General features: G+C 59.4%; 16 protein-coding genes and 1 pseudogene. 11 read left to right on the top strand and 6 right to left on the bottom strand.

The genetic code is table 11. The features are described 5' to 3' along the window. Positions 1 to 7: 7 nt before the first annotated feature. The 5 genes and pseudogenes from X743_RS1000000172925 to X743_RS1000000171040 all read left to right on the top strand — a co-directional run. Complete coding sequence (locus X743_RS1000000172925) at positions 8 to 172, top strand: hypothetical protein (protein WP_198028475.1); 165 nt, start codon at positions 8 to 10, stop codon at positions 170 to 172. Further along, positions 138 to 596, top strand: coding sequence for a PaaI family thioesterase (locus tag X743_RS147385; RefSeq protein ID WP_023686843.1), 459 nt, complete (start codon positions 138 to 140; stop codon positions 594 to 596). Before X743_RS1000000172925 ends, X743_RS147385 begins: the two co-directional genes overlap by 35 nt. Then, positions 596 to 1,261, top strand: coding sequence for a 5'-methylthioadenosine/S-adenosylhomocysteine nucleosidase (locus X743_RS147390; protein ID WP_023767419.1), 666 nt, complete (start codon positions 596 to 598; stop codon positions 1,259 to 1,261). Before X743_RS147385 ends, X743_RS147390 begins: the two co-directional genes overlap by 1 nt. 55 nt (positions 1,262 to 1,316) lie before the next feature. Then, a complete protein-coding gene (guaA, locus tag X743_RS147395) occupies positions 1,317 to 2,879 on the top strand; it encodes a glutamine-hydrolyzing GMP synthase (RefSeq protein WP_023767418.1) in 1,563 nt (520 codons plus the stop codon). 282 nt (positions 2,880 to 3,161) lie between these two features. After that, positions 3,162 to 3,497: pseudogene (locus X743_RS1000000171040) on the top strand (Arm DNA-binding domain-containing protein); the annotation flags it as partial. Positions 3,498 to 3,913: 416 nt separating this feature from the next. On the opposite strand, the gene X743_RS09805 reads toward X743_RS1000000171040, so the two are convergent. Next, positions 3,914 to 5,005, bottom strand: coding sequence for a RelA/SpoT domain-containing protein (locus X743_RS09805; protein WP_245264277.1), 1,092 nt, complete (start codon positions 5,003 to 5,005; stop codon positions 3,914 to 3,916). Between the two features lie 609 nt (positions 5,006 to 5,614). Here X743_RS09805 and X743_RS147400 point away from each other — a divergent pair. Both X743_RS147400 and X743_RS147405 read left to right on the top strand, forming a co-directional pair. After that, positions 5,615 to 6,682: a cyclic nucleotide-gated potassium channel gene (locus X743_RS147400; RefSeq protein WP_023776679.1), complete on the top strand. Its 1,068-nt coding sequence runs from the start codon at positions 5,615 to 5,617 to the stop codon at positions 6,680 to 6,682. A gap of 782 nt (positions 6,683 to 7,464) precedes the next feature. Then, a complete protein-coding gene (locus X743_RS147405; protein ID WP_023767414.1) occupies positions 7,465 to 8,613 on the top strand; it encodes a porin in 1,149 nt (382 codons plus the stop codon). A gap of 327 nt (positions 8,614 to 8,940) precedes the next feature. Here the strand turns inward: X743_RS147405 and X743_RS147410 are convergent, their stop codons facing one another. The 3 genes from X743_RS147410 to X743_RS147420 form a co-directional block, all read right to left on the bottom strand. Beyond that, positions 8,941 to 10,605 (bottom strand): sulfotransferase, encoded by a 1,665-nt coding sequence (locus X743_RS147410; protein WP_031258074.1) that lies wholly within the window; start codon positions 10,603 to 10,605, stop codon positions 8,941 to 8,943. Positions 10,606 to 11,012: 407 nt separating this feature from the next. Beyond that, complete coding sequence (locus tag X743_RS147415) at positions 11,013 to 13,391, bottom strand: mechanosensitive ion channel family protein (RefSeq protein WP_245264276.1); 2,379 nt, start codon at positions 13,389 to 13,391, stop codon at positions 11,013 to 11,015. 270 nt (positions 13,392 to 13,661) lie between these two features. After that, positions 13,662 to 16,574 (bottom strand): glycosyltransferase, encoded by a 2,913-nt coding sequence (locus X743_RS147420; protein WP_031258073.1) that lies wholly within the window; start codon positions 16,572 to 16,574, stop codon positions 13,662 to 13,664. A 726-nt stretch (positions 16,575 to 17,300) separates the two neighbouring features. Between X743_RS147420 and X743_RS147425 the strand changes: the two genes are divergently transcribed. From X743_RS147425 to X743_RS147435, 4 genes are all read left to right on the top strand, one after another. Beyond that, entirely contained in the window at positions 17,301 to 17,966 is a 666-nt protein-coding gene (locus X743_RS147425) for a hypothetical protein (protein WP_031249829.1), read from the top strand. A 1,525-nt stretch (positions 17,967 to 19,491) separates the two neighbouring features. After that, entirely contained in the window at positions 19,492 to 20,703 is a 1,212-nt protein-coding gene (locus X743_RS1000000173540; RefSeq protein ID WP_023767408.1) for an OmpA family protein, read from the top strand. Positions 20,704 to 20,714: 11 nt separating this feature from the next. Further along, complete coding sequence (locus X743_RS147430; protein ID WP_023767407.1) at positions 20,715 to 21,209, top strand: Rab family GTPase; 495 nt, start codon at positions 20,715 to 20,717, stop codon at positions 21,207 to 21,209. Positions 21,210 to 21,212: 3 nt separating this feature from the next. Next, positions 21,213 to 22,283 carry an adenylate/guanylate cyclase domain-containing protein gene (locus X743_RS147435; protein WP_023767406.1) on the top strand — a complete coding sequence of 357 codons (1,071 nt, stop codon included), beginning with the start codon at positions 21,213 to 21,215 and terminating at the stop codon, positions 22,281 to 22,283. Positions 22,284 to 22,371: 88 nt separating this feature from the next. Here X743_RS147435 and X743_RS147440 read toward each other — a convergent pair whose 3' ends face one another. Both X743_RS147440 and X743_RS147445 read right to left on the bottom strand, forming a co-directional pair. After that, positions 22,372 to 23,052, bottom strand: coding sequence for a redoxin domain-containing protein (locus tag X743_RS147440; RefSeq protein WP_023767405.1), 681 nt, complete (start codon positions 23,050 to 23,052; stop codon positions 22,372 to 22,374). Positions 23,053 to 23,071: 19 nt separating this feature from the next. Next, positions 23,072 to 26,371, bottom strand: a complete 3,300-nt coding sequence (locus X743_RS147445) for an adenylate/guanylate cyclase domain-containing protein (RefSeq protein WP_031258072.1) — start codon at positions 26,369 to 26,371, stop codon at positions 23,072 to 23,074. Positions 26,372 to 26,609 lie beyond the last annotated feature (238 nt).

Here is a 26,609-nt window from a genome sequence, read left to right as displayed (position 1 = left end):
GTATCGGATGGCGCCGATGCGTGGCGGGTTCGTTTCGCTGTCGCAGGTCAAGCCGATTGCTGCACTGCAGCAAAAGCGTTTGCCTGCCGCCCGTGCCTCTGCAATAAGCTTTTCCGGCAAAAGTGAAGGCAATGGCGATGGCGGCAAAGATCGTACCGGCTCCAGACTATGAGGATCGCGTCAGGGCGTCCTTTGCACGCCAGCAGGCGATGGCGACGATCGGCGCCGAACTGACGCTGGTGACGCCGGGGATCATCGAGATCGAGATGCCCTATTCGGCTGCACTGACCCAGCAGCACGGCTTTCTGCACGCCGGCGTCATTTCGACCGCGCTGGACTCGGCCTGTGGTTATGCCGCCTTCTCGCTGATGCCGGAGAATTCCGGCGTGCTGACCATCGAGTTCAAGGTCAACCTGCTGGCGCCGGGCCGCGGTGAACGGTTCCTGTTCCGCGGTTCGGTGACCAAACCCGGCCGCACCATCATCGTCGCCGATGGCCAGGCCTACGCCTTCGCCGCCGACGGCGAGGCCAAGCTGATCGCCACCATGACCGGGACCATGATGACGGTGGTCGGCCGCGACGGGATTGCAGGCTGATGGGCAACGTTGTGCGAATTGGCGGCAAGGACGTCCTGTTCGTCATGGCGGCGCAAGCCGAATACGGCCCACATCTGCAAAAACTGTTCACGCCGCTGATGACCGGTGTCGGCCCGGTCGAGGCAGGTGTGCGCCTCGGCGCCGAACTCTCCCGGTTGAAGTCTGAAAAAGCCTTGCCGGATCTTGTCGTATCGCTCGGCTCAGCGGGCAGCCGGACCTTGGAGCAGACCGAAATCTACCAGGCCGTCTCCGTCGGCTATCGCGACATCGACGCCTCGCCACTCGGCTTCGAGAAAGGCGCGACGCCGTTCCTCGACCTGCCGGTGACCGTGCCGCTGCCGTTCAGGATTCCGCAGATCAAGGAAGCCACGCTATCGACCGGCGGCGCGATCATCACCGGCGCGGCCTACGACACGATCATGGCTGACATGGTCGACATGGAGACCTTCGCTTGCCTGCGCGCCTGCCAGCTGTTCGATATCCCGCTGATCGGCCTGCGCGGCATTTCCGACGGAGCGGCCGATCTCAGGCATGTCGGTGACTGGACGGAGTATCTGCATGTCATCGACGAAAGGCTGGCGGACGCCGTCATTCGCCTCGAACAGGCGATCGGCTCTGGCTTGCTTCGGGCCAAACCAGCCCGTGAAGACCCGAGCCCAGTCTGAAAGTCAGGCACCGCAACCCATTGCGCCGACTCATTTCTTTCTCTAAACGCTCGCCATGAAAACAGCCAATCATCCCGACACCGTCCTGATTGTCGATTTCGGCAGCCAGTTCACCCAGCTCATCGCCCGCCGCATCCGCGAGGCGGGCGTGTTTTCAGAGATCGTGCCGTTCCAGTCGGCCGAGGCGGCGTTCAAGCGCATCAATCCGAAAGCCGTGATCCTGTCGGGCGGGCCGGCCTCGACGTCGGACATCGGCAGCCCGCGTGCGCCGCAGATCGTCTTCGACGCCGGCGTGCCGGTGCTCGGCATCTGCTACGGCCAAATGGCCATGTGCGTGCAGATGGGCGGTGTCGCTGAAAGCTCCAACCATCGCGAATTCGGCCGCGCCTTCGTCGAGATCGAGAAGGACAGCCCGCTGTTCGAGGGCCTGTGGGCGACCGGGCAGCGGCACCAGGTCTGGATGAGCCATGGCGACCGCGTCATCGCCCTGCCGCCGGGCTTCGAGGTATTCGGCAAGTCCGAGAGCTCGCCCTTTGCCATTTTCGGCAATGTCGAGCGCCGTATGTACGGCATCATGTTCCATCCCGAGGTGGTGCACACGCCTGATGGAGCCAGGCTGCTCAGGAACTTCGTCCACAACATCGCCGGCATCGAGGGCGACTGGACGATGCGCGCCTATCGCGAACATGCTGTCGAGACGATCCGCAAGCAGGTCGGCAAGGGCAAGGTGATCTGCGCCCTGTCGGGTGGCGTGGACTCCTCCGTCGCCGCGCTGCTGATCCACGAGGCGGTCGGCGACCAGCTCACCTGCATCCTTGTCGACCACGGCCTGATGCGCAAGGACGAGGCAGCGGGCGTGGTGGCGATGTTCCGCCAGCACTACAACCTGCCGTTGATTCTGGTCGATGCCTCGGACAAGTTCATCTCCGCGCTTGAAGGCGAATCCGACCCGGAGAAGAAGCGCAAGACCATCGGCCGTCTGTTCATCGAAGTGTTCGAAGAAGAAGCGAAGAAACTCGGCGGTGCGGATTTCCTGGCGCAAGGCACGCTCTACCCCGACGTCATCGAAAGCGTCTCCTTCACCGGCGGCCCGTCTGTGACCATCAAGTCGCACCACAATGTCGGCGGCCTGCCCGAGCGCATGAACATGAAGCTGGTCGAGCCGTTGCGTGAACTGTTCAAGGACGAGGTGAGGGCGCTCGGCAAGGAGCTTGGCCTGCCCGAAAGCTTCATCGGCCGCCACCCGTTCCCCGGCCCGGGCCTCGCCATTCGCTGCCCCGGCGGCATCACGCGGGAAAAGCTGGAGATCCTGCGCGAGGCCGACGCGATCTACCTCGACGAGATCCGCAAGGCCGGCCTCTACGACGCCATCTGGCAGGCCTTCGCCGTGCTGCTGCCGGTGCAGACGGTCGGCGTGATGGGCGACGGCCGCACCTACGAATTCGTCTGCGCGCTGCGCGCCGTCACGTCGGTCGACGGCATGACGGCCGATTTCTACCACTACGACATGGCCTTCCTCGGCGCCGCCGCCACCCGCATCATCAACGAGGTCCGCGGCATCAACCGCGTTGTCTACGACGTCACCTCGAAGCCGCCCGGGACAATTGAGTGGGAATGATTCAGGCCCACTCAAGTGCCGCCGAAAACACGCCGATATGCGACGTGACTATCTGATAACAAAGATAAATCCTATCGGGGACAATCGGCACGCAGCGATTGGCTCTGACGGACCGCTTGACGGACCTCCTCCATATTGCGCACTCGAATTTTCCTGAGTACCGTCACAACCAATGAGGCTCGTGACGGTACTTTTTGTCCATTAAGGCATTTAAGAAAAACGCTATTTCCTGATGCGGAGCCTTGGGATTGTGCTGACGGTACTTTTCAGGAGGCAATGGGTATGCTGACGGACGCCGCCCTTAAAGCGCTGAAACCAAAAGGTAAAATCTACAAGATGCTGACCGTGACGGCATGTACGTCCGGGTTATGCCGAGTGGCGCGATCTCTTTTCGGCTGGACTACAGGCTGAATGGACGCCGTGAGACGGTCTATCTCGGCAGATATGGACGCGGCGGAATCTCGCTTCGCGTTGGCCCGAGAAAAGTGCCTCGACGCGAAGCGCGCTATTGGCGAGGGACGTTCTCCGGCCATCGAGAAGCAGCGCGAGAAGCGCCGCCTGAAAGAGGCTAAGAGTTTTGGCGAGTTCGGAGAGAAGTGGCTCGCCGGCGCGCCGATGACCGTCGGGATCAGCCAAGTCTCGGGTGTACATGAACCCATGATCCTCAATTGGATTGATGTCGGCCGTGCCACCGTTCGCTGCAGCCGCCGCCATCACATCAACGGCTTCACGGCCAGGGACAGCGCCAGCATTACCTCGCTAGACACGCGGAGGTGGAGCGTATTAGCGCGAGAACAATCGCCGAGCAAACTCGGAGCATCACCGGGAAAGCTTAGTCAGAAGAACAAGCGGTTCAGGAGGCCTTCGGTGAGCGAGAAGCTGATAGAACCGGCAAAGGATTTCGAATTATACGGCGAATTCCCGTCGAGGAAGGCCAATGGTCCGGCTACTTCATATGGAAGAAGCGACCGCTTAGCCAACCGTAATCGGGCGTTTCGTACGGCTTCGGATCTACCATCCGGTGCGGGATGCTCCTATTCGAGAGCCGCCTTTCCCGAGCAGATGGACTTCAGACTACGGGCGAACAATGAAACGCCACCGAAGTAATTCTGGTATATTTCAACAAGCTTTTCGACCTTGTCCACTTCGACCAAGACAGCCGTCCAATCAAGTCCTCTCAGTGCGATTTTCGCCTCAAGATCCTTTAATTTCAGCGCCCCCAGTAGAATAGTTCGAAAAGATTCGATGGTAACGTTACGATCCGTACTATATTGTATTAGATGGTGTCGAACAGATCCTATTGATTGTAAGATGCTCCCTGAGTGGCTATAAATATTCGCGATGTACTCCAGCATAGTTGTCGCACCTATACGCCTGTTGATATCTCGCAATTCCCGCACTCGGTCATCGTGATCCGGAACACCGACAGGAATGGGACACTGCTCAACCTGTGCGAATTCCGCCGACATGAGCTGGAAAAGGCGTAGCCAATCCTGCTCGCCGTTTCCGTGCTTTAAATCCTGGCGCCGGAATAGCCCGACGGCCTCAACTGCAGTTGCCCATGAGTGCTGAAGTGTGGTCCGAACTTGCAGTTCGATGCGTCGTCCCTGGAACGCTTCAGTCTCGGCAGTTCTGGGTCGGTACTGCAGAACAATATGGTGACTTCGATAGCCGTCCGGCTTCGGCTCATCGATATAGTTGAATTCCCGAGAGCGGATCTCATGGGGGAACTTGTCTCGCATCGATGCGAGAAGCAAGCGGACGCTATAGATGTCGGGCATGATCGCTCGGCAGCCGCCGATGTCGTTCATGGTGTCCAAATTGGTGGTGGACTCTCGAAGCTTTCGACAAATGGATGCCAGACGCTTCGGACGCGATGCCATGTCGCCCTTCAATCGCAGGGCTTTCATGTGGTGGCCGACAGAGAACCGAACGCTCCGCATCGGCAGAAAGTGCGAGTCGCGCCAGTTATTGGCGATTGAGAAGATCCGCATCGTGTCCACGTATTGGCCGGCGGTGGTGTCTTGTCCGAACTGCATAGGTTTTGCCAGCCGGTCGCCTGCCTTGCGAACGGCTTGCATGGTATATTTGAGGCGCGGGTACTCAGTCATTGAACCATAAGTCAAGGGAGGCCGCCTCATTCTGAACTGGGCGGGACGACCGCAAGAGAATCGGATCTCATGGATCGTACCGCTTTGATAGCTCGAGTCCGCTCAGAGCGGCTGGATCGAAGCCACGAGACCTCGACAGTGCCTCCTTGAGTTGCCTCAGACGGTGACTCAGCCCCCCTTGGTAACTTGAGCGCATGCAACGTCGCAACCATGCAGTTGCCGTCGCGTACTAACAGCGCCTCTCGAGTGATGTGGCGCACCTTCCTGCCGCCTGTGGTGCCGCACATGTTTTGGGTAGCGGGCGAAGGGCCGGAGGGAACCTCACGCTCGTGACACCAGGCGGATCTGAGCGCTCTTCTTGGGTGTCGCCGCCGGCACCCTCGCCATTGCCGACATGCCGGCCGTCTTCGAGCCGGGCATCTCTACGGCCTCGAACTCGTCGGCCCGGCTTCCTGGAACGGTTGAAACCTATTGCAGGCCCGGACGGGTCATCCTCGGTTGTGGCCTTTCGGTCCCGACACGGAGTTTCACCTTGTGGTGAACATCCCAGTGAAAGTATGCACCTTTGCGCTTGCCTTGAAGGCATCCTATTCTGGAGGAATAGCATCCGCTCATGGGCATAGAATGTCGGTACTGCCTTTCTTGAGAATTTACGCTCCGCTAAACGCGGTGTTGGCTGCGCCTGGGCTGCTGGCGGTGGCTGCGCTCACCATGCCGGGCCTATCGGGACGAAGCAGGCTGGCTCTGGCTGCCGTGCTGGCGGTCGTTTGGGGCGCTTATTTCCTGCAGATGGCCGAGACGCTGCTCAAGCGCTGGGCGGGAGACCTTCGGGATAGAACGCCGGCAATCGCCATCGATATGATCGCGGTTTTGGTTCCATTCGCTGCATTTCTGCTCGAAGGCACGCCCGACCGGAGCCTCTACTGTGCTGTCTGGCTGCTCAAGCCGCTGCGTGACTCGACTTTCTTCCCGGTACTGGGCAGGGTGCTGGCCAACGAAGCGCGCAACCTGATCGGCGTCACTACGCTTTTCGGCGTCGTTCTGTTCGGTGTCGCGCTCGCGGCCTATGTCATCGAGCGCGACATCCAACCTGAAAAATTCGGCAGCATCCCTCAGGCAATGTGGTGGGCGGTGGTCACGCTGTCCACCACAGGTTATGGCGACGCCATTCCGCAAAGTTTCGCCGGCCGCGTCCTTGCTGGGGCGGTCATGATGTGTGGCATCGGCGTCTTTGCGCTGTGGGCCGGCATTCTTGCCTCCGGCTTCTATCAAGAAATCCGTCGCGAGGATTTCGTCCGCAATTGGCAATTGGTCGCCTCCGTGCCGTTGTTTCAGAAGCTCGGCCCGGCAGCGCTGGTCGAGATCGTTCGTGCGTTGAGGCCTCGTAGTTTGCCGGCCGGCGCCGTGATCTGCCGAAGGGGCGAGACCGGGGATCGGATGTTCTTTGTTGTGGAGGGGCGGGTGAGCGTCGTGATGCCGAACCCAGTGGAGCTTGGCCCTGGCGCCTTCTTCGGCGAGATGGCGCTGATGAGCGGCGAACCGCGTACGGCGACCGTCAGCGCCGCAACGGCGGTCTCACTCCTGTCGCTGCACGCGGCGGATTTCCAGATGTTATGCAGCAGTAGCCCGGAAATCGCAGAAATAATCCGCAAGACCGCGCGCGAGCGGCACGGCACGGCACCGACGGCTTGACCGTACCAAGGTGACCGTCAGGAGGAGGGCGCGACTGCAAGGGTTGCCCCTGTCGAGATTGCTGGCGAATTATATAAGTGGCTCTTGACGGGACGTGGAAGGTCCCAGAGGCGCAGCCGCCGAGTCCGCTGCGGTGGGCAGCCAGTGAGACGACGGGCCGCGACCACCCGCTCGGGATCGTGTCGCGTTGTGCAAGGTTCTCAACTGAACGACCGCCACCAAATGCGGGGCTAAACATCAGGAGCATGCTCCACGGCCAGACGCGCGGCAGCAACAACATCCGCGAGCGTCCCAGTTAGCACAGTATCTATCGGCGAGTTCCCGCCAAGCTTGTCCGTCGGCGTCATCAACCATTTCCAGGCAAGCCGATGATCGCCAAACATGGCGATCAAAATAAGATGGCGCCGGAAATCCCGGGTTTCCCCAGCTGCGGCAGTTCTGCGGCAAATCCCAGGCTGGCGTGTCCAGGCCTTGCCATGATTCCGTCGGCCGATTGCCGGATTTGGCTGGAAACAAGCGATTGCGGCGGGCCTGAAGGTTAACGAGAGCTTTCCAAGTGAGGCCAAATCGTGACGTTTCTGCAACACAGGTCGGGGATAGCGGCCGAACTATCCATGCGCCGGTACGATCGTGGTTGAACGCCGCCGGCTCATGGGTAATGTCGAATTCGAAGGAGCGGCGCGGTGCGCATCTTTTTCGGTAGTGGGGATGGGGCAGGGAACGCTGTCCTTCAGCAAAGAATACCCAGACCCGTTTTTTAACTTTTGACTGGAGGTCAGAAAATGAACATCAAGAGCCTTCTTCTCGGCTCCGCTGCGGCCCTGATCGCAGTTTCCGGTGCGCGCGCCGCCGACGCCGTCGTCGTCGCCGAGCCGGAACCCGCTGAATACGTCAAGATTTGCGACATCTACGGCGCTGGCTACTTCTACATCCCCGGCACCGAAACCTGCCTGCGCATCGGCGGCTACATCCGTTACGACATCGGCGTCGGCGACGTGGGTTCGTTCGACGGTGCGACAAGCGCCGATCACGAGGACGGCGGCAGCAACGACACCTTCTACAAGCATGCCCGTTTCTCGCTGAAGACCTGGACCGGTCAGGAAACCGAACTCGGCACCTTGAAGACCTATACCGAGACCCGCTTCAACTTCCAGAATAACAACCGTGACTCAGGCAGGTTTGGCTCGCTCAATACTGCTGGCAACGGAGACACCGTCTCCCTGAACTTCGCCTGGATCCAGCTCGGTGGTCTCCGCGTTGGTAAGGACGAATCGGCCTTCGATACGTTCATCGGCTACGCCGGCAACGTCATCCAGGATACTCTGGTTCCTTATGGCGGTTTCGACACCAACGTCGTGCAGTACTACTTCGACGCTGGCAACGGCTTCTCGGCTGTGGTCTCTCTCGAAGAAGGCTCGGGCACCGACACGATCGACAGCTATGTTCCGCATGTCGTCGGTGGCGTGAAGTGGACGCAGGGCTGGGGCGCGGTTACTGGCGTCATCGCTTACGACAGCAACTATGAAGAAGTCTCCGGCAAGGTCCGTTTGGACGTCAACGTCAACGACGCTCTGTCGCTGTTCGTCATGGGCGGCTACGGCTCCGACGACAACCTCACCGACGGCACTTGGGCGTTCCCAGCTGGCGGTCGCGGCTTCTACAAGCCGTGGAGCGGCAATTGGGCAGTCTGGGGCGGCGGCACCTACAAGTTCAACGAAAAGACCTCGTTCAACCTCCAGGCGTCGTATGACGAAGGCAAGAACATCGGCATCGCCGCGAACGTTGCCTATGACATTGTTCCCGGCCTCACGATCACGGCCGAAGTCGACTACTCGCATCTCGGCGATGACTCTGTGTCGAACTGGACCGGTATTTCTCCTGGCGATGACGACGCAATCGGCGGCATGCTTCGCTTCCAGCGCTCGTTCTAAAAGGCGCTGCCTGATTGAAATCGAAAACCCGGCGGGCAACCGCCGGGTTTTTCATGCCGTCTGTATGGATCTTCGGAAAGCCGATGACATGGCCGTCCGCCTGCTGCCACGCTTGCAGACGTGGAAGAACAATCCTCGCAGCGAAAGGAAAAACTGCTTGGCAAGCGACGCGCGAACGGCGGGAGGCTCTGTGGCCAGGATACGCCGGCGGGACGGAGCGGGTGTGAAGGAACGCGGCGTTCAGCCTGAGGAAACCCTCGCGGCGGAAAGCGTACGCCGGCGGGATTGGGTGCAACCTAAGCTGCGCGCAGCATCAGGCATTACCGGTCAAACCTCAGCAAGATCGCCCAAAGCTTCGATCAACGGCTGAATCTCGCTTTCGTAATTCTTCCAACGCTTGACGGACGACGTATAGATCGGCTGCCGGACCTGCCAATTGCTGTAGGTATTTACGGAGCCGCCCCTGTCAAAAAAGCGCAGGCAGGCATCGTCCCACGACAATCCGAGATAATCTATGAGCCGGCGTGACTGCTCCTCCTGATTTTCGATCAACGTCTCGTAGCGATTTTCGAAAATACGACCCGGGAAAACCTTCTCCCAATGCCGCATCAAGCGATCATACTCCTTGTAGTAAAGCCCCAGCGTCTCAAGATCGGCACTGTAGCTGTGAGCTTTATTGAACTGCAGGACGAAACAGGAGATGCAATTGTCGATGGCGTCGCGACGACAATGAATGATCCGCGCTTTGGGGAAAAGAAGGCCAACCAAGCCAATCAGCTCGAAATTATGAGGCATCTTGTCAATAATTCGCAGTGAGTCGGGAGCCCGCTCGCGCAGATAAGCAAGGTGCTCTTCGGCCAAAGCCCTGGTCAGATTGGGAGTAATCATCGCGATCGATTGGCCGAGGTTCACGTTGGAGCGGTCTGCGACACCGAGTCCATTGGCTGTTCGCCTAAGTTTGCTGAGTTCGCCGGCGCCATGAACATTGGAGTGGCTGGCACAGATCTGTTCTGTCAATGTCGTGCCCGAACGAGGCATGCCAACGACGAATACAGGCGCCTCCGAGGGATTGCCGAACGCGGCTCTTGAAGTCACCAGTTCCGGCGTGAAGGTTGCGATCATGCCATCGACCCAGCGACGGTACGATTGCAGATCGAATGTATGGCCCCCGGCTTGATTCCCCTTCTTAAAGTGATCCATCGCCTCCTTATAGCGGCCGAGGTCGTTGAGAACCTTTCCTACGGCGTGATGGAGCGCTGCCGCTCCCTCCGGCCCATGGCCCGCGTCTTGAAGCTCCGTCAGGATTGCCCCGAGTTCTGGCGGCTCTTCAGCGAATTTGCGCGTGCGTACAAGCGCATTGTGGGCAGCAGGTACCGCGATGCGCCGTTGTATCGCCTCTTTCAGATGAACCGCGGCTTCGTCCATACGGCCGAGGCTTGCGAGCGCGCGGGGCAACCCCAACCAGGCTACGGGATGATTTCGGTCAATCCTAAGCGCCTTCTCAAAGAGCGGCAGCGCCATTTCCCCCTTGTCAAACGCATTGTAGGCATCGCCCAAGGCGCAAAGCGCCTCCACCAGATCCGGCTTCAACTCAAGGGCGTACTGAAAGTGCTTGATCGCCGGCGTAAATTCGCTGACCTTCAAATAGGTCTCGCCGAGGCTTAGATGGTAATAAGGATTCTGCGGATCCTCTGCCACCGCCCGAGCGAAATACCGCAGTGACTTTTCGTCATCGAAATCGAGCCCGAGCGTTCCCAGGATATACAGGGCCAGCGGATGGTTGGGCGTGCGAGCCAGGACCCTGTGGCACAGTTCTTCAGCCTCGGATAGACGTTCGGCCTGCTGCCACTCGAGCGCCTGCCGTAAAAGCAAGTCGTCGGCGTGGCTGCGGTGGGACCGCGCTTTGGATGACGCAGCCTTCGGTGATGCCGACTTCGGCGACGGTGGGGTCCTGAGGTGCTTTGCCCATGCGGGCGGCAATCGGGTGCTCATCCTGTTTGGCTAGCAAAAGGGGCTTGGAGAATCCAGCCTCAATAGCCGTTTTGCGCAGAGCGCTGGCGTCGCCCCATGATTTCCCCATTCTTCTGGATCGACTCTTATCGGATTTCCGTTCTGCGCTATGCGGTAGTAATCTAGCCCCCTGCGCACTGCCAAGACGATACGGTGATCACAAGTTTTGGCGCGTCACAATCCATTCGTGGGATGCCATATAAGCGACCACCTGCAAACCTCGTCGCGATGTCTCGGCCGGGTCACGGCGCTCCGTCGACCGAACTCGTGTACGCCATGACATCGGCTCGCGCACCACTGTGGAGACAGTGTTGCCGGCGGCGAGGCGCGCACGAACCTTGCCGCTTAGTGGGGATCTCCGACGTCGATTCGTTGACGGGCGCTCTTTCCTATTCCGTTGTGCTAGCCTTTTTTCTGCGACGTGTGTGCGATTGCGCTGCGGCCATTTTTAACACGGGTGTGATGTCCACCGGCGCATTCTCTGCCCCGTGTGGATTCTGTAGCCCCTGCACCTGGACGGTCGGGAATGGGAGTTCGATGCCCTGCTCCTTGAACACCTGGCGGAGGCGTACATAGAATTTGCGTTTCATACCGAAGGCGCCTCCCGGCCTCGTTGTGGCCTTGACCCTCAATACGATGCCGTACTCGCCGAATTCCTGTACGCCCTGCATTTTGATCGGGTCGAGCACCCAGTGTTTGAACTCGGGATCTTCCGCCAATTCGAGGCCGATCCGCTTGATCAGCTTGCGAGCGAAGTCGATATCGGTGTCATAGCCGACGGTGATGTTGAATTTGTCGATAACCCAGTCACGGCTCTGGTTCTGGACGGCCCCGAGTTCCCCAAAAGGTATGGTGAACAGTGGACCACGATGATGACGCAGCTTCACCGAACGCAGCGAAAAGCTTTCCACAGTACCCTTGTAATTGCCCGAGGAGATATATTCGCCGACCCGAAACGCGTCGTCGAGCAGAAAAAACACGCCCGAAATGATGTCCTTGACGATGGTTTGTGCCCCAAAGCCCACCGCGACGCCGACAACGCCAGCGCCAGCGATCAGCGGGCCGATTTGGATACCCAGCGAGGCGAGCATCATAAGCACCGCCATCACGATGATCGATGCGAGCAGAATGTTCTGAAGGATCGGCAACAGCGTGTGCAGCCGCGCCTGCTGCGGATCGAGCATAGGGACCTCTTCGTCGCTGATCACAGGGTGTGGTGTTTCGATGCCCAGCTTTCGTTCGATCAAGGCTTTGATGATCGACCAGCCGAAATCGGCCGCGAGGGCAATGACCACAACATTGATCAGGCCGCGCAATATGAAGGTCGTCGTATCGCTGTCGCGCATCGATTGCATGTCCAGACCCCAGACACGCGCGAGAAAGTAAGCCGCCGCCAGGATAAAAATCATTCGGATCCCGCGATCGATGACAGCGATCGCCACCGCCGGGATCGTAGGCCGGCCGAGATCTTCCGAACCTGGCCGCAGGACGAAATTAACTCCGCGCTGCGTCATAACGATCGCCAACGGCAGGAAGAATGCGGCGAAGGTGAACCAGAACATTACATAAAGCCCGGCGATGCGCTGCAGGAACAGGACGACCAAATAAGCCGTCAATAGCCATGTCGCTTCCGTGTGAACGCTGTGGCGCGCACCGTCTCGTTGCGTTCTTGGCCGACGCCAGATGGCCAGCAGCAAAAGCAATAGCAGCACGAAATCGGCGCCAAGCGACAGGACCATCATTCCGTCCCGATCGATGCCGAGACCTGGCAAGAGGATGAACGCGGCGGCGAAGAAGGCGAAGACGCCAACGATTCGAGGTAGCCAATAGGACCAATGGTCAGCCACTTCATTGGTGATCGGCAAAGCGCGAACCTCGACCGCGTTCTCGACGTTCATGAAGGAAGGGACCAGCATGGCGATGACGTACATGCGCACACCCCATGTAATGACTGCCGCCATCAGAAATGTCAGTACAATCTCGCGGATAAGCATTGGCCAGTCGAACAGCATGAACGCGCCAGCGCTGCCCAGTGCAAACGAGACGATCAGCATGCTGGAATAAAGTGTGCGACCGCCGATTTTCTTGGCCCGCCCAACGGGCGTACCCTTCGGTTGCGCGATGATCCAGAGACGAAATGGACGGGTCAACTTGTACGTTGCCCAAGTAAGCGCCAGGCCGGCAGCGATGAACATCGCAATCAGCAAGAGTACGCCGGCAGATCCCTTGCTGGACATATCCTCCATCGTCTCTGCCCGAACGCGCGCGAACTGATCTGGCAGCAGGGGCAAAGTTCGCACGATTCTTCCGATATGATGCCTGACCATATCGAGCGTCGAGGATGCCATCGTATTCATCTGGCCTGGTGCGGTCGCTGCGCCGGACGGTGCGTCGGCCGGAGAAGCTCCTGTCTCCGCAGGCGCTCTCGTTGACCCAGCATTTCGCTGTTCGGCCACCCAGGCCTTCACTGACGCATCGTCGAGCAGCTCGAATAGCTGCTTGACCCTTTCAGGCGGGACGGTTGCCGGCGCCTGCGCCTGCGCTGGACCAGCCAATAAGAGGGTGATTCCAAAGATGAGCGGCCTGGAAACCAGGACGAACATCGCGCCAAGGTGTCGGCGAGGTTGTGCCGGGCGCGCCAGGTTCCTGGCTCCCAATCGTCGAGTGATGAGACGCATCATGCTGTTAACCTTCCGGTCAAATCGGCAAGCAACAACATCTATGCCCGCCATTGCTCCTACGTTGAAGAAGGGGATGTTGTGGCGCAAGACGCCATCGTTCAAGCTAGACCATTGCGTAGGGTCTGGTCGCGCAAATCAGTGATGTGATCCGCAATTCAGGACGCTGGGCCTCACCGGGGCTTCTGGTAGAGCAGAACGTATGCCGCCTTGAGCATCGCCGACCCAATCGTGGCAGCCAAAAGCGTGACCGTGTGCGTCTATTCCCTCCAGCGCGATAGACAGTCGCATCACCCTCTACCTGGCGTCTGTCGATCTTGCGCATTGTGAGCGGAAATATGACATGAACAAAGTTCACCTTCAATTGAGAACGGCCTCGACGATGGCAACAAAGTCATCGAGCGAGCGATCCCCACGAATCTCGATGCGCGGAAGGTCGATGGGATCGCTATTAAGGTCCGCCGGCCCGTGTCTGGCGCCGAAGCCGATCCGATAGCCGGACTCCTTGGCCAGCCTGCCAAGCCGTCGATCGGTGACAGAGAAGGGTGCCGCGAAGGCCGTGGTTGGCCGGCCGGTCCACCGTTCGACGAACATACGAGAGCGCAGGAGCTCGGCGGCCAGTTCAGAGCTCGACAGACCATCGATGGCGCGATGCGTCGCCAGATGGCTTCCGAAGAACGCACCTTCGGCGGCGAGACGGCGCACCGTTCCCGCATCCATAAGCGGTGTCGGCGGACCGCTGAGAGCGTCCCACTTTGCACTTTCACCCACCAGGTCCGTGACCAGGAACACTTCCGCGGTCAGGTCGTGCGCACGCAAGATCGGCCAGGCATGGTCGGCAAAGTTCTGGAATCCGTCATCGAAGGTGATGAGCACCGGGCGGCCAGCGAAAGGCTCATGGTTGGCGATGGACCATTCCAGTTGCTCGGACATGATCGCGTGAAAGCCATTTGCGCGCAGCCATGCCATCTGGCTTGCGAATGCAGCGGGCGTGAGCCGGAAACGGGCGAGCGCGGCCGGACCTTCATCGGCGACGCTGTGATACATGAGGACAGGGATACGTTGCCGCCGCTCGCCACGAACGACGTCGCGGCGCAAGACCCGCGCCCCGCCCCAGACGATATTGCGCGCGACCCCGATACCGATGGGTGCACGGACCGGCACATGATCAATCACCGGCTCCGTCGCCATGTGGTCCGGCGACAGGCGGCGGAAGCGATCTATGCGATAGAGTTCGGTCTGGATCGATTGCGCAAGGACGAGGCCTTCGGTCTCTGACAGGGTTTTCGAGATCGTTTGGGCACCGAATGTGTTCCAGTCGAAGCCCGTCCTTTCAATATTGTCGCGTAGCACGAATGCGTGTGCGTTGATGAAACTCCCGCCAGGCGCCAGTGCCTCGACGAATTTTTTGGCGATGCGCCGCAATCCGGCGAGATCATCCAGGTAGTAGAGCACTTCCGAACAGACGATCAGATCCATCTCACTGGGCAGCGTGTCCGCAAAAAAATCCAGTACGCCGAACTCGACATTCGGTTGGTCGATGCAGCGCGCGCGCGCCCGCTCGATGGCTACGGCGGAAATGTCGGTGGCAGTCAAATGGCCCACTCGGGGCGCCAATTGGCCCGTGAAATGGCCTTCCGCACAGGCCAGCTCAAGCGCCCGTCCGATGGGACCTGCCGGCAGCATTTCGAGCTGCCGCTCATATTTTTCCTGTTCGTAGGGCGAGCTGTAGTTCCAGGGATCCTCTGTCGCGAAATACCGGTTCCAGAACGACGTACGATCCTTGTTGTGGCCACTCGACGCCGGTGCACGGCGCGGCGCCGGATGCGGCTGCGTTGCTTCGGCGCTTGACCCAACCAGTTCCCGCGCTTCCGAGATCAATTGCGCGAGTTTGCCGAAGTGGCTGTCCGGATCAGGCTGGCGTTCCGCTGTGGTTGACAGTGCCTCGGCTGCCAGCGTGCTTGATGTGTCGGCACCGTCGTCCTTTTGTGGTAGGAAATTCAGGATCAGTTCAATCCAATGGCGCCTTGTCACTTTCCCGAGTACGCCGAACTGTACGATAGCCCCGATCTGCCCATCCATCATCAGGTAGGCATAGATTTGATCGATTCCTTCCGGAAGCTTGGTCGAGGTTGGATTTCGAGCGTCGACGCGAATTCCGAAGGTGCGCGCCAGCCTGCGAGGAGCGGCAAGATCGTCGGCATCGAGCAGCATCTGCTCGAGATGATACTGTAGGCGGCGACCCGCAACCGGGTCGCCCCAGACCTTGCCGAGTTCGATGATCAACTCCGTGATGGCGCCGCCAAACATGTCCCAGCGGGCAGCCATATGGGCTGGCACCGATAGGCTTCCTACCATCAGGCCGTCGAAGGTCACCTTGGCGATCTCGCGCGCCCACTTACGCCTTGCAGGGAGCGCGCGCAGGGATTGCGGGTTGATCGAGCCGCCGCCGCTGCCGCAATCCGACGCAGCGTTCCACAGGGCGAACCACGCCAGTGCTTCGGAAGCGGTGCGGCCGCCCGCCGAGATCGCCCCATTGGCATGCGCCGGCGCTGGGTGCTTGACCCTGGGGTCGGTGGCAAAGCCGCGGGCGATAATGATTTCCGCGTCTGCCAGCGTCTGCCTCGAATTGCGGGTGAGCGCGTTGGGGCTGGTTCGATAGAAGGCGAGCGGCTCGTCGACCATCACCCAATTTTTGCCCAGACGCGCGACGCGCTGCCACAGATCCCAGCCCTCGCAGGTGGAAAGAGACACATCAAAACCGCCCAACTCCACAACTGTCGCGCGATCGACCAGCAGCGCGTGAGTGGCGATGGCACATCGGCGGGCGAACGTTTCGAAGGGCTGGCTTGCGACCTCGGGCGCGATGCTCGCCGGGGTGAGCGCTCCATTGGGCATGACGCGCCGCGAACCGCAATAAGCGGCCACTGCATCGGGAGCGGTTTTTAGTGCGGCCAGCATTTTCGTAAGGAAGCTGCCATCCACCCAGTCGTCGGCGTCCAGGAACATCAACCAGCGGCCACGCGCCGTCGAAATCCCGTTGTTGCGTGCGCCGGCGGGGCTTTTCGCGCAAGAACTCAAGGTCCGAAATCGGGCATCCTGTTCCACATAAGCGGCGATGATCGCGGGGGTGCGGTCCGTGGAGGCGTCGTCGACGATGATCACCTCCCAATCCGTGGTTTCCTGATCGAGAAGGCAATCGAGTGCGCGCGTCAGCGTTACCTCCGCGTTGTGCGCAGGAACTACGATCGAGACCAATGGATTATACGCCACGTTGTCTCACCCGCGCCGGTTCGTAACAGGTAGAACAAGCTGCGTTGATCTTTGTCGGCGCAGGCCGGCACGATCGATGCCGATCCATTCGAGCCCAACGTCGACCATGACTATACCCAGTATCCGGCAGGTCTGCCGGTGAATGCCGGCATGCATTGCGCCGCTGTTTTGCTCGACATTGAACATCGGCACCACACCCTTGCGGTAGCATTATTGTGGATCATTGAGCTTTCGTTTTCTTCTGCAAGAGTTGGCGAATGTCGAAACCCGATACCGGCATCGGATGACAGCACTGCCCTGTCAAGATCGGGGCCAATTAGGGTAGCAAAAAAAGACCTGAAGACAGGCTTGAATGGCAAGCGCTCATGCCCAAGCCTTAGTGCTGCGCCTCCCGGCAACAAAAGATGGTCGCGGGCGAACACGCGAGGGCAAGCCGATCCTGATCGAACTGATCGGAACCGCAGTCGAGCGCCGCAGTTGCTGATGATGGGTCCAAGGCACTCGATCTCGATGCCGCAGTGCTCGACGACGGCCGCCAATTTGCGCACATGGTTCCGCAAAAGGGCCTGTTCGCTGGTAGATTGTCGAGCTCGATCAGCATGTCAAATTTACGCGTGAACCCGCTTAGGCGGAAAAGATTCCGGCTTGCGAGCCGGGTGTTTTGCTGACATCTTTACTAGTTGCTAAATTAGCACGGTGTTAGCTGTTTAAATGAAGGGTATACGGATGGCCAAGGAATCTTCGAGTACCGCTTCTCCGGCAAATAAAGCGGACGGAAATCTGACAAGTAATGCAGACGCAAACGGGCTCGCCTTCATGGCGGGCCAGGCTCGCGAGAGCGGGACCCCCGGCGATGCTGTAGGTGTCGACAAGATACGTGATCTGCTGTTCGGCAACCAGATGCAGGACTATGATCGCCGCTTTTCCAAGCTTGAAGAACGGGTCTTGCAGCGCTTCAAGGATGTCGAATCCGAGGCCAAGCGCAATCTTGAAATGTACGAGTCAAACGCGAAAAAGCAGGTCGACTCGCTTGCGGCGCAATTGCGGAACGAAAAAGACGCGCGAGCCGACGCCGACAAGGAGATTGACCGGAATCTTCGCGAGCAAAATCAAGCGCTTGAAAAGCAGGTGCGCGCGTTGTCGGATCAAGTGAACGAGCTTGAGCGCGAAATTGCCGACCGGATAAATCGAAACGATCATTTGCTGCGTGAGGAAATCAAGCAAAAGAATGAAGGCATTCAGATGCTGATGGAGAAAATGTTTTCCGATCTCGGCAACGTCAAGACCGACCGAAATCTTTTGGCCGGCCTGTTTGTCGAAGTTGCAAAATGTCTGAATCAGGATCCCGTCGGCAGCAAGAACAACTCGGACCGTAGCTGGAAAGTGAGTTGATCGGATTTGACGTCGACCGTCGACCCAATCAGCCTTCCGCAAAGAACAGCCTCGAACGATACAGAGATTGATCGCGAGGCTCTGGCCCGTCTTTTGATCGAAATTGCTCGGAACGTTGATCCGGACTACCGTGCGCGTCTCGGAGGAGTTCCAACCGCCGATCCTCGCATGGAAACGCTGCGCCAGTTGCTGGTCAGCCGCGAAATTTCAGAGCTTTCACGAGTTACGCATCTGCTCGACGAACCGGAGCAGCTTGCCGCAGCAGTGGGCGACGTGCTTCCCAATGCAGCCGCACGAGCGCCTCATGCGCAACTCGGTGAGGCGCTTGCGCCGGCTGTCGAAAGGGCTGTGCAACGGTCGATCCAGAAGAGCCCGCGCACGCTGACGGATATATTATACCCTGTGTTTCTTCCAGCAATTCGCAAGTCAATCGGGGAAAAGATCGACCAGACTTTTCAGTCGCTGAATGAAACCTTGAGACATATATTTACCTGGCATGGCCTCAAGTGGAGACTTGAATCTTGGAGAACTGGAGCCAGCTTTTCGGAAGTTGTGCTGAAGCATTCTCTTTTATATCGTGTTGAACATGTCTTTCTGATTAACCGCACTTCTGGGCTCTTGATAGCGCATGTAGCTGCCGACAATGCGACGAGCGAAGATCCTCAACTGATCTCTTCTATGCTGAGTGCAATCCAAGACTTTGTGAAGGACTCATTCAACGAGAAGGAGCAGAGCGGCCTGGACACTATTCGTTTTGGCGACCTTCGTCTCTGGTCAGAAGTAGGACCGTTCGCGACCCTGGTTTCGGTGATCCGAGGAAACCCCCCAGAAGGATTGCATGACATAGTTCGCGACGTGTTGCTCCGTGTCCATGAGGAATACTCGCAGGCTTTAATGGAGTTTGACGGTGACGGGTCGCAGTTGGCCGGCATAGAGGCGCAGTTGCAGGCCTGCGTCGAGCTGAAGCAGGAGGAATCAAACCAGGGATTTCCGTGGCTGGTGGTGGGCCTGGGCCTGCTGCTGTTGGTTCTGGCAGGCGGTTGGTTCTTTCTTTCATGGCAATCCGGGCAGCGCTGGCAGGCTTATGTGTCGCGACTGGAGAGCCAGCCGGGCATCATCGTTGCCGAACAAAACATACGCGATGGCCAATTCTATATTGCCGGCCTGAGAGACCCGCTTGCCGCCGACCCGCAAGCCCTGCTGTCGGGAACGCAGGTCGATCCCGGCAGGGTCCATTCGCAGTGGCAATTCTATCAGAGCCTTGAACCGGAGTTCGTGTTGAAGCGGCTGACGGCGTCGCTGGCTCCGCCGGAGTCAGTACGGCTTGCCATCGTCGATGGGCGCATCGTTGCCGAGGGTGAGGCTCCCGACACTTGGATAGATCGGGCGCGCGCCGCGGCCCGACAGCTTTCGGTNCATCGTTGCCGAGGGTGAGGCTCCCGACACTTGGATAGATCGGGCGCGCGCCGCGGCCCGACAGCTTTCAGTAGGCGGACCGGAATTCGACATCTCCAAGGTTCGTGATGTGAGCCCCGAAGCACGCGCGGCAGAACGCTGGCAAGCCTATGTGTCGCGACTTGAGAGCCAGCCGGGCATCATCGTTGCCGAACAAAAGATACGCGATGGCCAATTCTATATTGCCGGCCTGAGAGACCCGCTTGCCGCCGACCCGCGAGCTCTGCTGTCGGGAACGCAGGTTGATCCTGCCCGCGTTCACTCACAGTGGCAATTCTTTCAGAGCCTTGATCCAAAGTTCGTGGTGAAGCGGCTGACGGCGTCGCTGTATCCGCTGAAATCGGTTCGGCTTTCGATCGTCGATAATCGCATTGTTGCCGAGGGTGAGGCTCCCGACACTTGGATAGATCGGGCGCGCGCCGCGGCCCGACAGCTTTCGGTAGGCGGACCGGAATTCGACATCTCCAAGGTTCGTGATGTGAGCCCAGAAGCACGCGAGGCGGAGCACTGGCAGTATTATGTGTCGCGACTCGAGGCCCAATCGGGAATCATCGTCGCTCAGCAAACGGTTAGGGGCGGCCAATTCTACATTTCCGGCCTGAGAGACCCGCTTGCCGCCGACCCGCAAGCTCTGCTGTCCGGAACGCAGATTGATCCTGCCCGCGTTCACTCACAGTGGCAATTCTTTCAGAGCCTCGATCCAAAGTTCGTGGTGAAGCGGCTGACGGCGTCGCTGTCCCCGCCGAAATCGGTTCAGCTTTCGATCATCCAAGGTCGCATCCTAGTCGTGGGGGAGGCTCCTGTCGCCTGGATCAACCGGGCGCAGGCCGCTGCCGAACAGCTTTCGGCGGACGGAGTGGTTCTGGATGTCTCGCAACTGCGCGAGTTGAACCTCGAAGAACTTAATTATTTGAGAGAGGCCATCCAGACGACTGATATTTTCTTCTCTTCCGGCAAAGTTGTGCCGGGACCAGAGCAACTGCCGGTTCTCGACAGGCTGGCGGATCAAATCAAGGAATTCGCCCAAAATGCCCGCAAGTCAGGCGTAGCAGCGCGTTTCATGTTGACCGGGCATTCGGACGCCACAGGCCGTGAGACGGCCAACGCGTCGATCAGTGCAGCCCGCGCCGAGACCGTTCGCGCGCTTCTCAACAAACGCGGCGTCGCTCCGGAACTGCTGCTGGTTCGGGGCGCGGGCACTTTTGAGCCGCTGGTGCCTGAAAATAGTCAAGCCGGGAGCTCCACCAATCGCCGGGTTTCGATTACGGTAAACCTGGACTAGGGGAGCCCAAGATGGTGCAAAAAAAGATCTGCATGCTGGGCGGGTTCGCTGTCGGAAAGACGAGCCTGGTTCGCAGGTTTGTGCAAAGCATCTTTTCAGAAACCTACCTGACCACGGTGGGAGTGAAAATCGACAAGAAGAATGTCGCACTCCCGGATAAAACGGTCGATCTGATTTTGTGGGACTTGGCCGGCGAAGACGACATCGGCTCATTCCGCGTCAGCTATGTTCGAGGTGCAACCGGGCTTGTGCTAGTCGTCGATGGGACCCGCGCTGCGACGCTTGCCGTGGCGCTCACGCTGCGCGAACGGGCCGAGGCTGAATTCGGCGCAATGCCGTTCGTAGTGCTGATCAACAAATCCGACCTGGCCGATCGGTGGGCAATATCGGAGAGTGATATCAACGAACTCAGGCAGCGTGGATGGCAAATCTATCTGACGAGTGCGCTCTCGGGTGAGAATGTCGATGATGCATTTCGTCAACTTGCTTTGATGGTAACCAAGTAGATCATGCATGGATTGCCAAAAGAAGTCAGCAGTTGGATTTTCAACTTCTTCTACAATGGGAACTCCGTCGCTTATCTGAAAATCGACACTCAGCTTTGCGTGGCTGCGAAGGGCGGTAATGTTGAGCATTACGGGCTCTCATCGCTTCGCATTGGCGAGCCTGTTGCCGAGCAGCTTGAATTCATGGAAGGTTTGCTGCCTTGCCCGGAGCTTCCGTTTCACATTGCCATGGTCGAACTGCCCAGCGGGCGTGTCGCTGACCTTCATTTTTTTGCTGACAATGCCTGCGTGTGGCTGCTCTTTCTTGACGCCACTGCCGAACGCGACAATAGGCAGCGGCTTCAACAAAAGGCTTATGAAATGACCCTCTTGCAAGAGAGGGAGCGTCAACTCAACAAGGAATTACAATCGACGAACGAGGCGTTGAGGAAGAGCCAGGAAGGATTGGCGCGTGAATACCATCGCGCCGAAACCCTGCTCCTCAACATACTTCCGGCGTCGATCGCGGAGCGGCTGAAGGCGCACAAAAAAATTGCTGACAACCACGCAGAAGTGAGTGTGCTTTTTGCCGACATAGTCGGTTTTACAGAACGAGCGCGGAGCGTCGGAGCCGTAACGACACTCGCAATTTTAAATTACTTCTTCAAGACGGCGGATCGGCTCTCGGAACGATATGGCTGCGAAAAGATCAAGACAATCGGCGATTGTGTGATGGTGGTCGCTGGCCTGCCCACCGCGCGAGCCGATCATGCGAAGGCACTCGCGCGCTATGCACTTGAGCTGCGTAAGGCGGTCAAGCGCGAACGCTTCGCAGGAGAACCGCTGAGACTCAGAATTGGAATTCACTCAGGGCCAATCGTCGCCGGCGTCATAGGCAAGAGGCGGTTCGCCTATGATTTGTGGGGCGAGACGGTTAATCTCGCCTCGCGTATTCAAACCTCCGCGGAGCCCGATGAAATCCGCATTTCGGATGCAACTCGCCAAATGCTTGGGCCAAATTTTGCTTGCGACCCACTCGAGGAAACGGAATTGCGTGGTACAGGTCGTGTGAGAATGTGGCGGCTCCCGGCCTGATTGCCGCGCAGCAGTGCCGATCCTGGGCTCATTCATCTCAAGCCCAAGCTGTAACGCGAAGTTTGACCCGATGGTGACCGCCGACGGTCTATTGGGCGACTTGGGACACGGCTGACATCAGCTCTTGCGGGTTTGGCGCCCCAAACATGTATCGCCCACCTTCTGGCACCTCCGTGAAGCTCCAGCGGACGATCCCCTGCCGGTCCAGCAGGAACTGACCGACCAGTTGTCCATGTCCCGTTGCGATCATCTGCTCGTCGGCTTCGGTAAGCTCGTAGTGGTCCTTCTTGTCGAGGATTGCGGCGGCTGTCATAGGATCCATGGGACCGGGCAATTCGCCAGGTATGTCGACCCGCATATCCTGTGCCGCTGCCATCGCGACCTTGTACGGCCAGTTCGTCTCGTTCTCGGTGAATTGGAGATTAGGCAGCCCAAAAGCACGATGTGAAGCGCGTTCCGGGTCCGAGGCCGCAAGCAGGTTCGGCATCGGGTGGTAGCGGAAATAGAGACGCGCCCGTTCGATCGGCGTGTTGACCACCGTCAGGCTCTCCACGCCCCTTTCGCGCAGCTCCGGGTCAAGCCGCGCCTGGGCGGCGATGTGGCGCCGGCAAAACGCACAATGCAAACCTCGAAACAGGCCGACCAGCACCGGTTTTTGCCCGCGAAAGTCGTCAAGCGCAATCTTGCCTTCCTGGGTAATGGCGTCGAGTACCAGGTTCGGCGCCCGGTCGCCCGGTTGAAGCGGTAGCAATTCACTAGGCGCGGACATGTCCAACCCCCTATCCCGGCTAGTCGAGAAAAGGCAGCACCACAAGCGCTTCCGGGTCGAGCCCGTGCTGGGCGCATATACCCTGCGCCAGGGAAAAGTAGCGTTCGGCCTCCGCCAGATTGTCGAGGTCGAGATTAAGCGTTGCTAGACCATCATAGCACGGAAACAGCAGTTGGGGCTCGCCCGTTTCGCGGGCGACGTCCAGTGCTTCGTGGAACAAGCCGACGGCCAGTTCCGGATGGCCGTTGCACTGGTGAATCTGCCCAAGCACGATCAACGGCACCGCCAGGTGCTCGCGCTGGTCGAGTGCCCGGTCGATCTCGATGGCCTTTTCGGCAGCAGGCACGCCCTCCGTTGGACAGCGATCGGTGAAAGTACAACAAGCCACCGCCAGATTGGCGAGGAGGCGCGCCTGGAAGCCCAAATCCCCAATATGGCGCGCGACTTCAAGACCGCGTCGACAGACCTCCATCGCCCGTGCGGGATCGATGGTCGTGTAAAGCACACCTAGATTGGTATAGCCGCGACAGGCCGTGCCCAGCAGACCGGCGGCTTCGGCCAATTCAATGCTATGCTCGACCTGACGCACGGCTTCACAGTTTCGCCCAAGGCGAGCCAGCGCGACAGCCTTCGTATTAAGTGCCTCGGCGGTTACGAGAGTGGCACCGCGCCCCACCTCGGAAACATGCTCTGCTGTCAGAGTGCGTACGCAATCCAACGCCGCGTCTGCCCATTTTGCCGCGAGATCGTGATCTCCGCTACGGAACGCTTGTCGGCCACGTTCTTGCCAGAGATGCGCCTGCTCGACCGGAGCATCCGCTCCATCGAGGAGCGCTGCCGCTTCAGCGTAGCGGAATTCTGCTTTGTCCCGCTTGCCGACGTCCCAGAGCAGCCGACCGATTTTACGCAGAACGCGGGCAGAGGCTACGCGATCAGCCGACTCACGGTATGCCTGCAAGGCCGCCTCGTAGTGGTGGTGCGCGATCTCGCGGCGGCCCGCCGAGCCGCTCAAATCGGCAATGCGCTCGGTAATTGTAAGTTTGAGCGGTGTTTGCCCGGTCGCCTCCAACGCAGTCAATGCTCGCTCGTAGAAACGAAGGGCGTCGTCGTTGGCGTATATCATGCGGGCGCGATCGCCGGCCGCCTGCAGGTAGTGCGCGCCCTTCTCCCGCTCGGCGCTTTGTGCGAACTGGTGACCGAGCACGGTCAAGTCCTCGAGCCGTTCCGGATTATCGCCGCACAGTTGCTCCAAGGCAGCACCTATCCGCCCGTGGATTTCGGTCCGGCGTTGCCGGAGCAGATTCTGGTAGATCACGTCCTGCAGCAAGGTTTGCGTAAAGCGGTAGCTTTGCGACGAGACAGAGCCTGATCCGGCAACTTCCTCGATGATTTCCGCATCGCAAAGCAGTTCGCAGCCGGCTTCTAGCCAGGCGGGGTCGGCTGTCACGGTCCTCAGAAGGGTGGCATCGAAGCGCGGCCCGATTACCGCGGCTTCCTGGGCCAACCGGCGCACTTCTTGTGGCAGCCGGTCGAAGCGAGTGAGCAACATTGCCTGGACTGTGGCGGGAATGTCGGTTGCGACTTCGCCTGCTACGGTCCGCCATCGCTGCCCCTCGCGCACCAGTACACCGCGATCAACAAGGCCGCGAACAATCTCCTCGACAAAAAGAGGGTTGCCACCCGCTCGGTCGAGGATCTGATCGACGAGCCCTGTTGCGGAGCTTACCCAGCTCTCGCCGAAAAGCGCCGCCAGCAGGCTGCGTCCTTCATCGCTGTTGAGCGGTGAAAGCCTGAGCGCCGTGTGACTGACCCGACTTGAGTCGAGCTGGCCGCTCTCCGGTGCCGAGCGATGCGTGACTAGCACCATTAACCGCGTGCGTTCCAACCTGTCCATCACGAAACGTAGTGCCTCGAGCGAAACGGCGTCGGCCCAGTGCAGGTCTTCGACGACAATCAACAGCGGCGACAACGCAAGCCGCCGTTCGATGATGGTGCGGACCGCGTAGAAAATTTGCCGCCGGAGCTGCTCGGGTTCGACATGCTGCAAGGTGGCATCCGGGTCGCCAAGCCCAACCACATGGTAGAGCAAAGGCATCAGCCGCTTCGCCTCCTCGCCCTGCAGGCCGAGATCGGCAAGCAAGCCTGAAAGCTTCCCCCGCATATCGTCCCCATCGTCGTTTTGCATCATCCCGGCAGCACTGCGCACCACTGCGCCCAAGGCGCCAAATGATTGTTCGCCCAGTGGTGAGCACGTGGTCTGTCGCACGGCGACGTTGCGAAAACGGTCCTCGTCGCCGACACGGGCGACGAACTCCTTCACCAGCCGCGATTTCCCGATACCGGCTTCTCCGACGAGGCGGACAAGTTGGGCCGTGCCGCCGCACGCCCGGTCAAGGCTCGCCAGCATTCTGTCGAGCTCCGCAGCACGACCTATCATCGGCGCGCTGAGGCCGAGCGCCTCGAGCCCACGCGCTGCACGCGGCACCGCAAGCGGTGCATCCAATCGATGGACGAGCACACTGCCAGCCTTGCCGCGAAGCACGACATCACCCATCGACTCGTAAGAGAAGGCATGCCGGGTCAGCCTGTGAGTGAGTTCGCCTACCAGCACTTCACCCGGTGCGGCCAGCGATTGCAGGCGTTGTGCTGTATTCACGGTGTCGCCGGTCACCGAATAGGATTTGGCGGTGCCGATGCCTAATCGTCCAGTAACGACGGGGCCAGTGTTTATGCCAATATGAAGTAATAGAGGCGAGCCGGAGTGAGAGGTGCTTTCGCCGAGCCGCGCCGTCCGGGCGATCATGTCGAGAGCGGCGCGAAGCGCACGCTCCGGATCGTCCTCATGCGCGACCGGTGCACCGAATAAAGCGAGCAGTGCATCGCCGATGAATTTGTCGACGAAACCACCAAAATTTCGCACCGCCGCCGTCAATTCCTTGAACAGCTCGTTCTGCAGGGTTTGCATGACCTCGGGGTCGAGCTGCTCGCTGAGTGTCGTGAAGCCGCAAAGGTCGGCAAAGAGGACGGTTACCGTCCGGCGATCGGCGTCAGAGATGGGCTGCAGCCGTTCGTCGTTATCAATGTTCGGAAGCAGCGACGGAGTTCGAGAGGGCGGCACAATGGTTCGGCTTGGTGTCGGAGCAAGCCGTTCGACGGCTTTTGCGGGCACACCGACACTTGCCCCACATTTCGGACAGAACCCGAAATCAGATGCGCAGGGATAACCGCAACTGGCGCATGGCACGGGCTGGCGCTTGCCACACCTCGGACAGAAAGCGTAACCGCCCTCAACCTCGAAACCGCAGCCTGCGCAGTCCATCGAGCCAGACCTCACTAGGGGCCGTGACGGCGTGTTCTCCCTACGCATTTCCCGGCCCGTGTATTCACAAGCATGAACCCATAGCCGTCGATGGGCAAGCGGCAGCGCAAATGGACATCGGGCGATCGGGTGGGACCTGTGACAGCGCGCAGCCAATTGGGTTCTGCGTGGCTGTCGGTTGCGAAAGTTCCCTCTTGGTTCGGTCTTCCTGCTATCGTGAAGATAAGGAGACGGACCC

It is taken from the genome of Mesorhizobium sp. LNHC232B00, assembly GCF_000502435.1.
Lineage (GTDB): Bacteria > Pseudomonadota > Alphaproteobacteria > Rhizobiales > Rhizobiaceae > Mesorhizobium > Mesorhizobium opportunistum.
The sequence above is the reverse complement of the archived record's forward strand: the minus strand, read 5'-3'. Positions and strand labels throughout refer to the sequence as shown.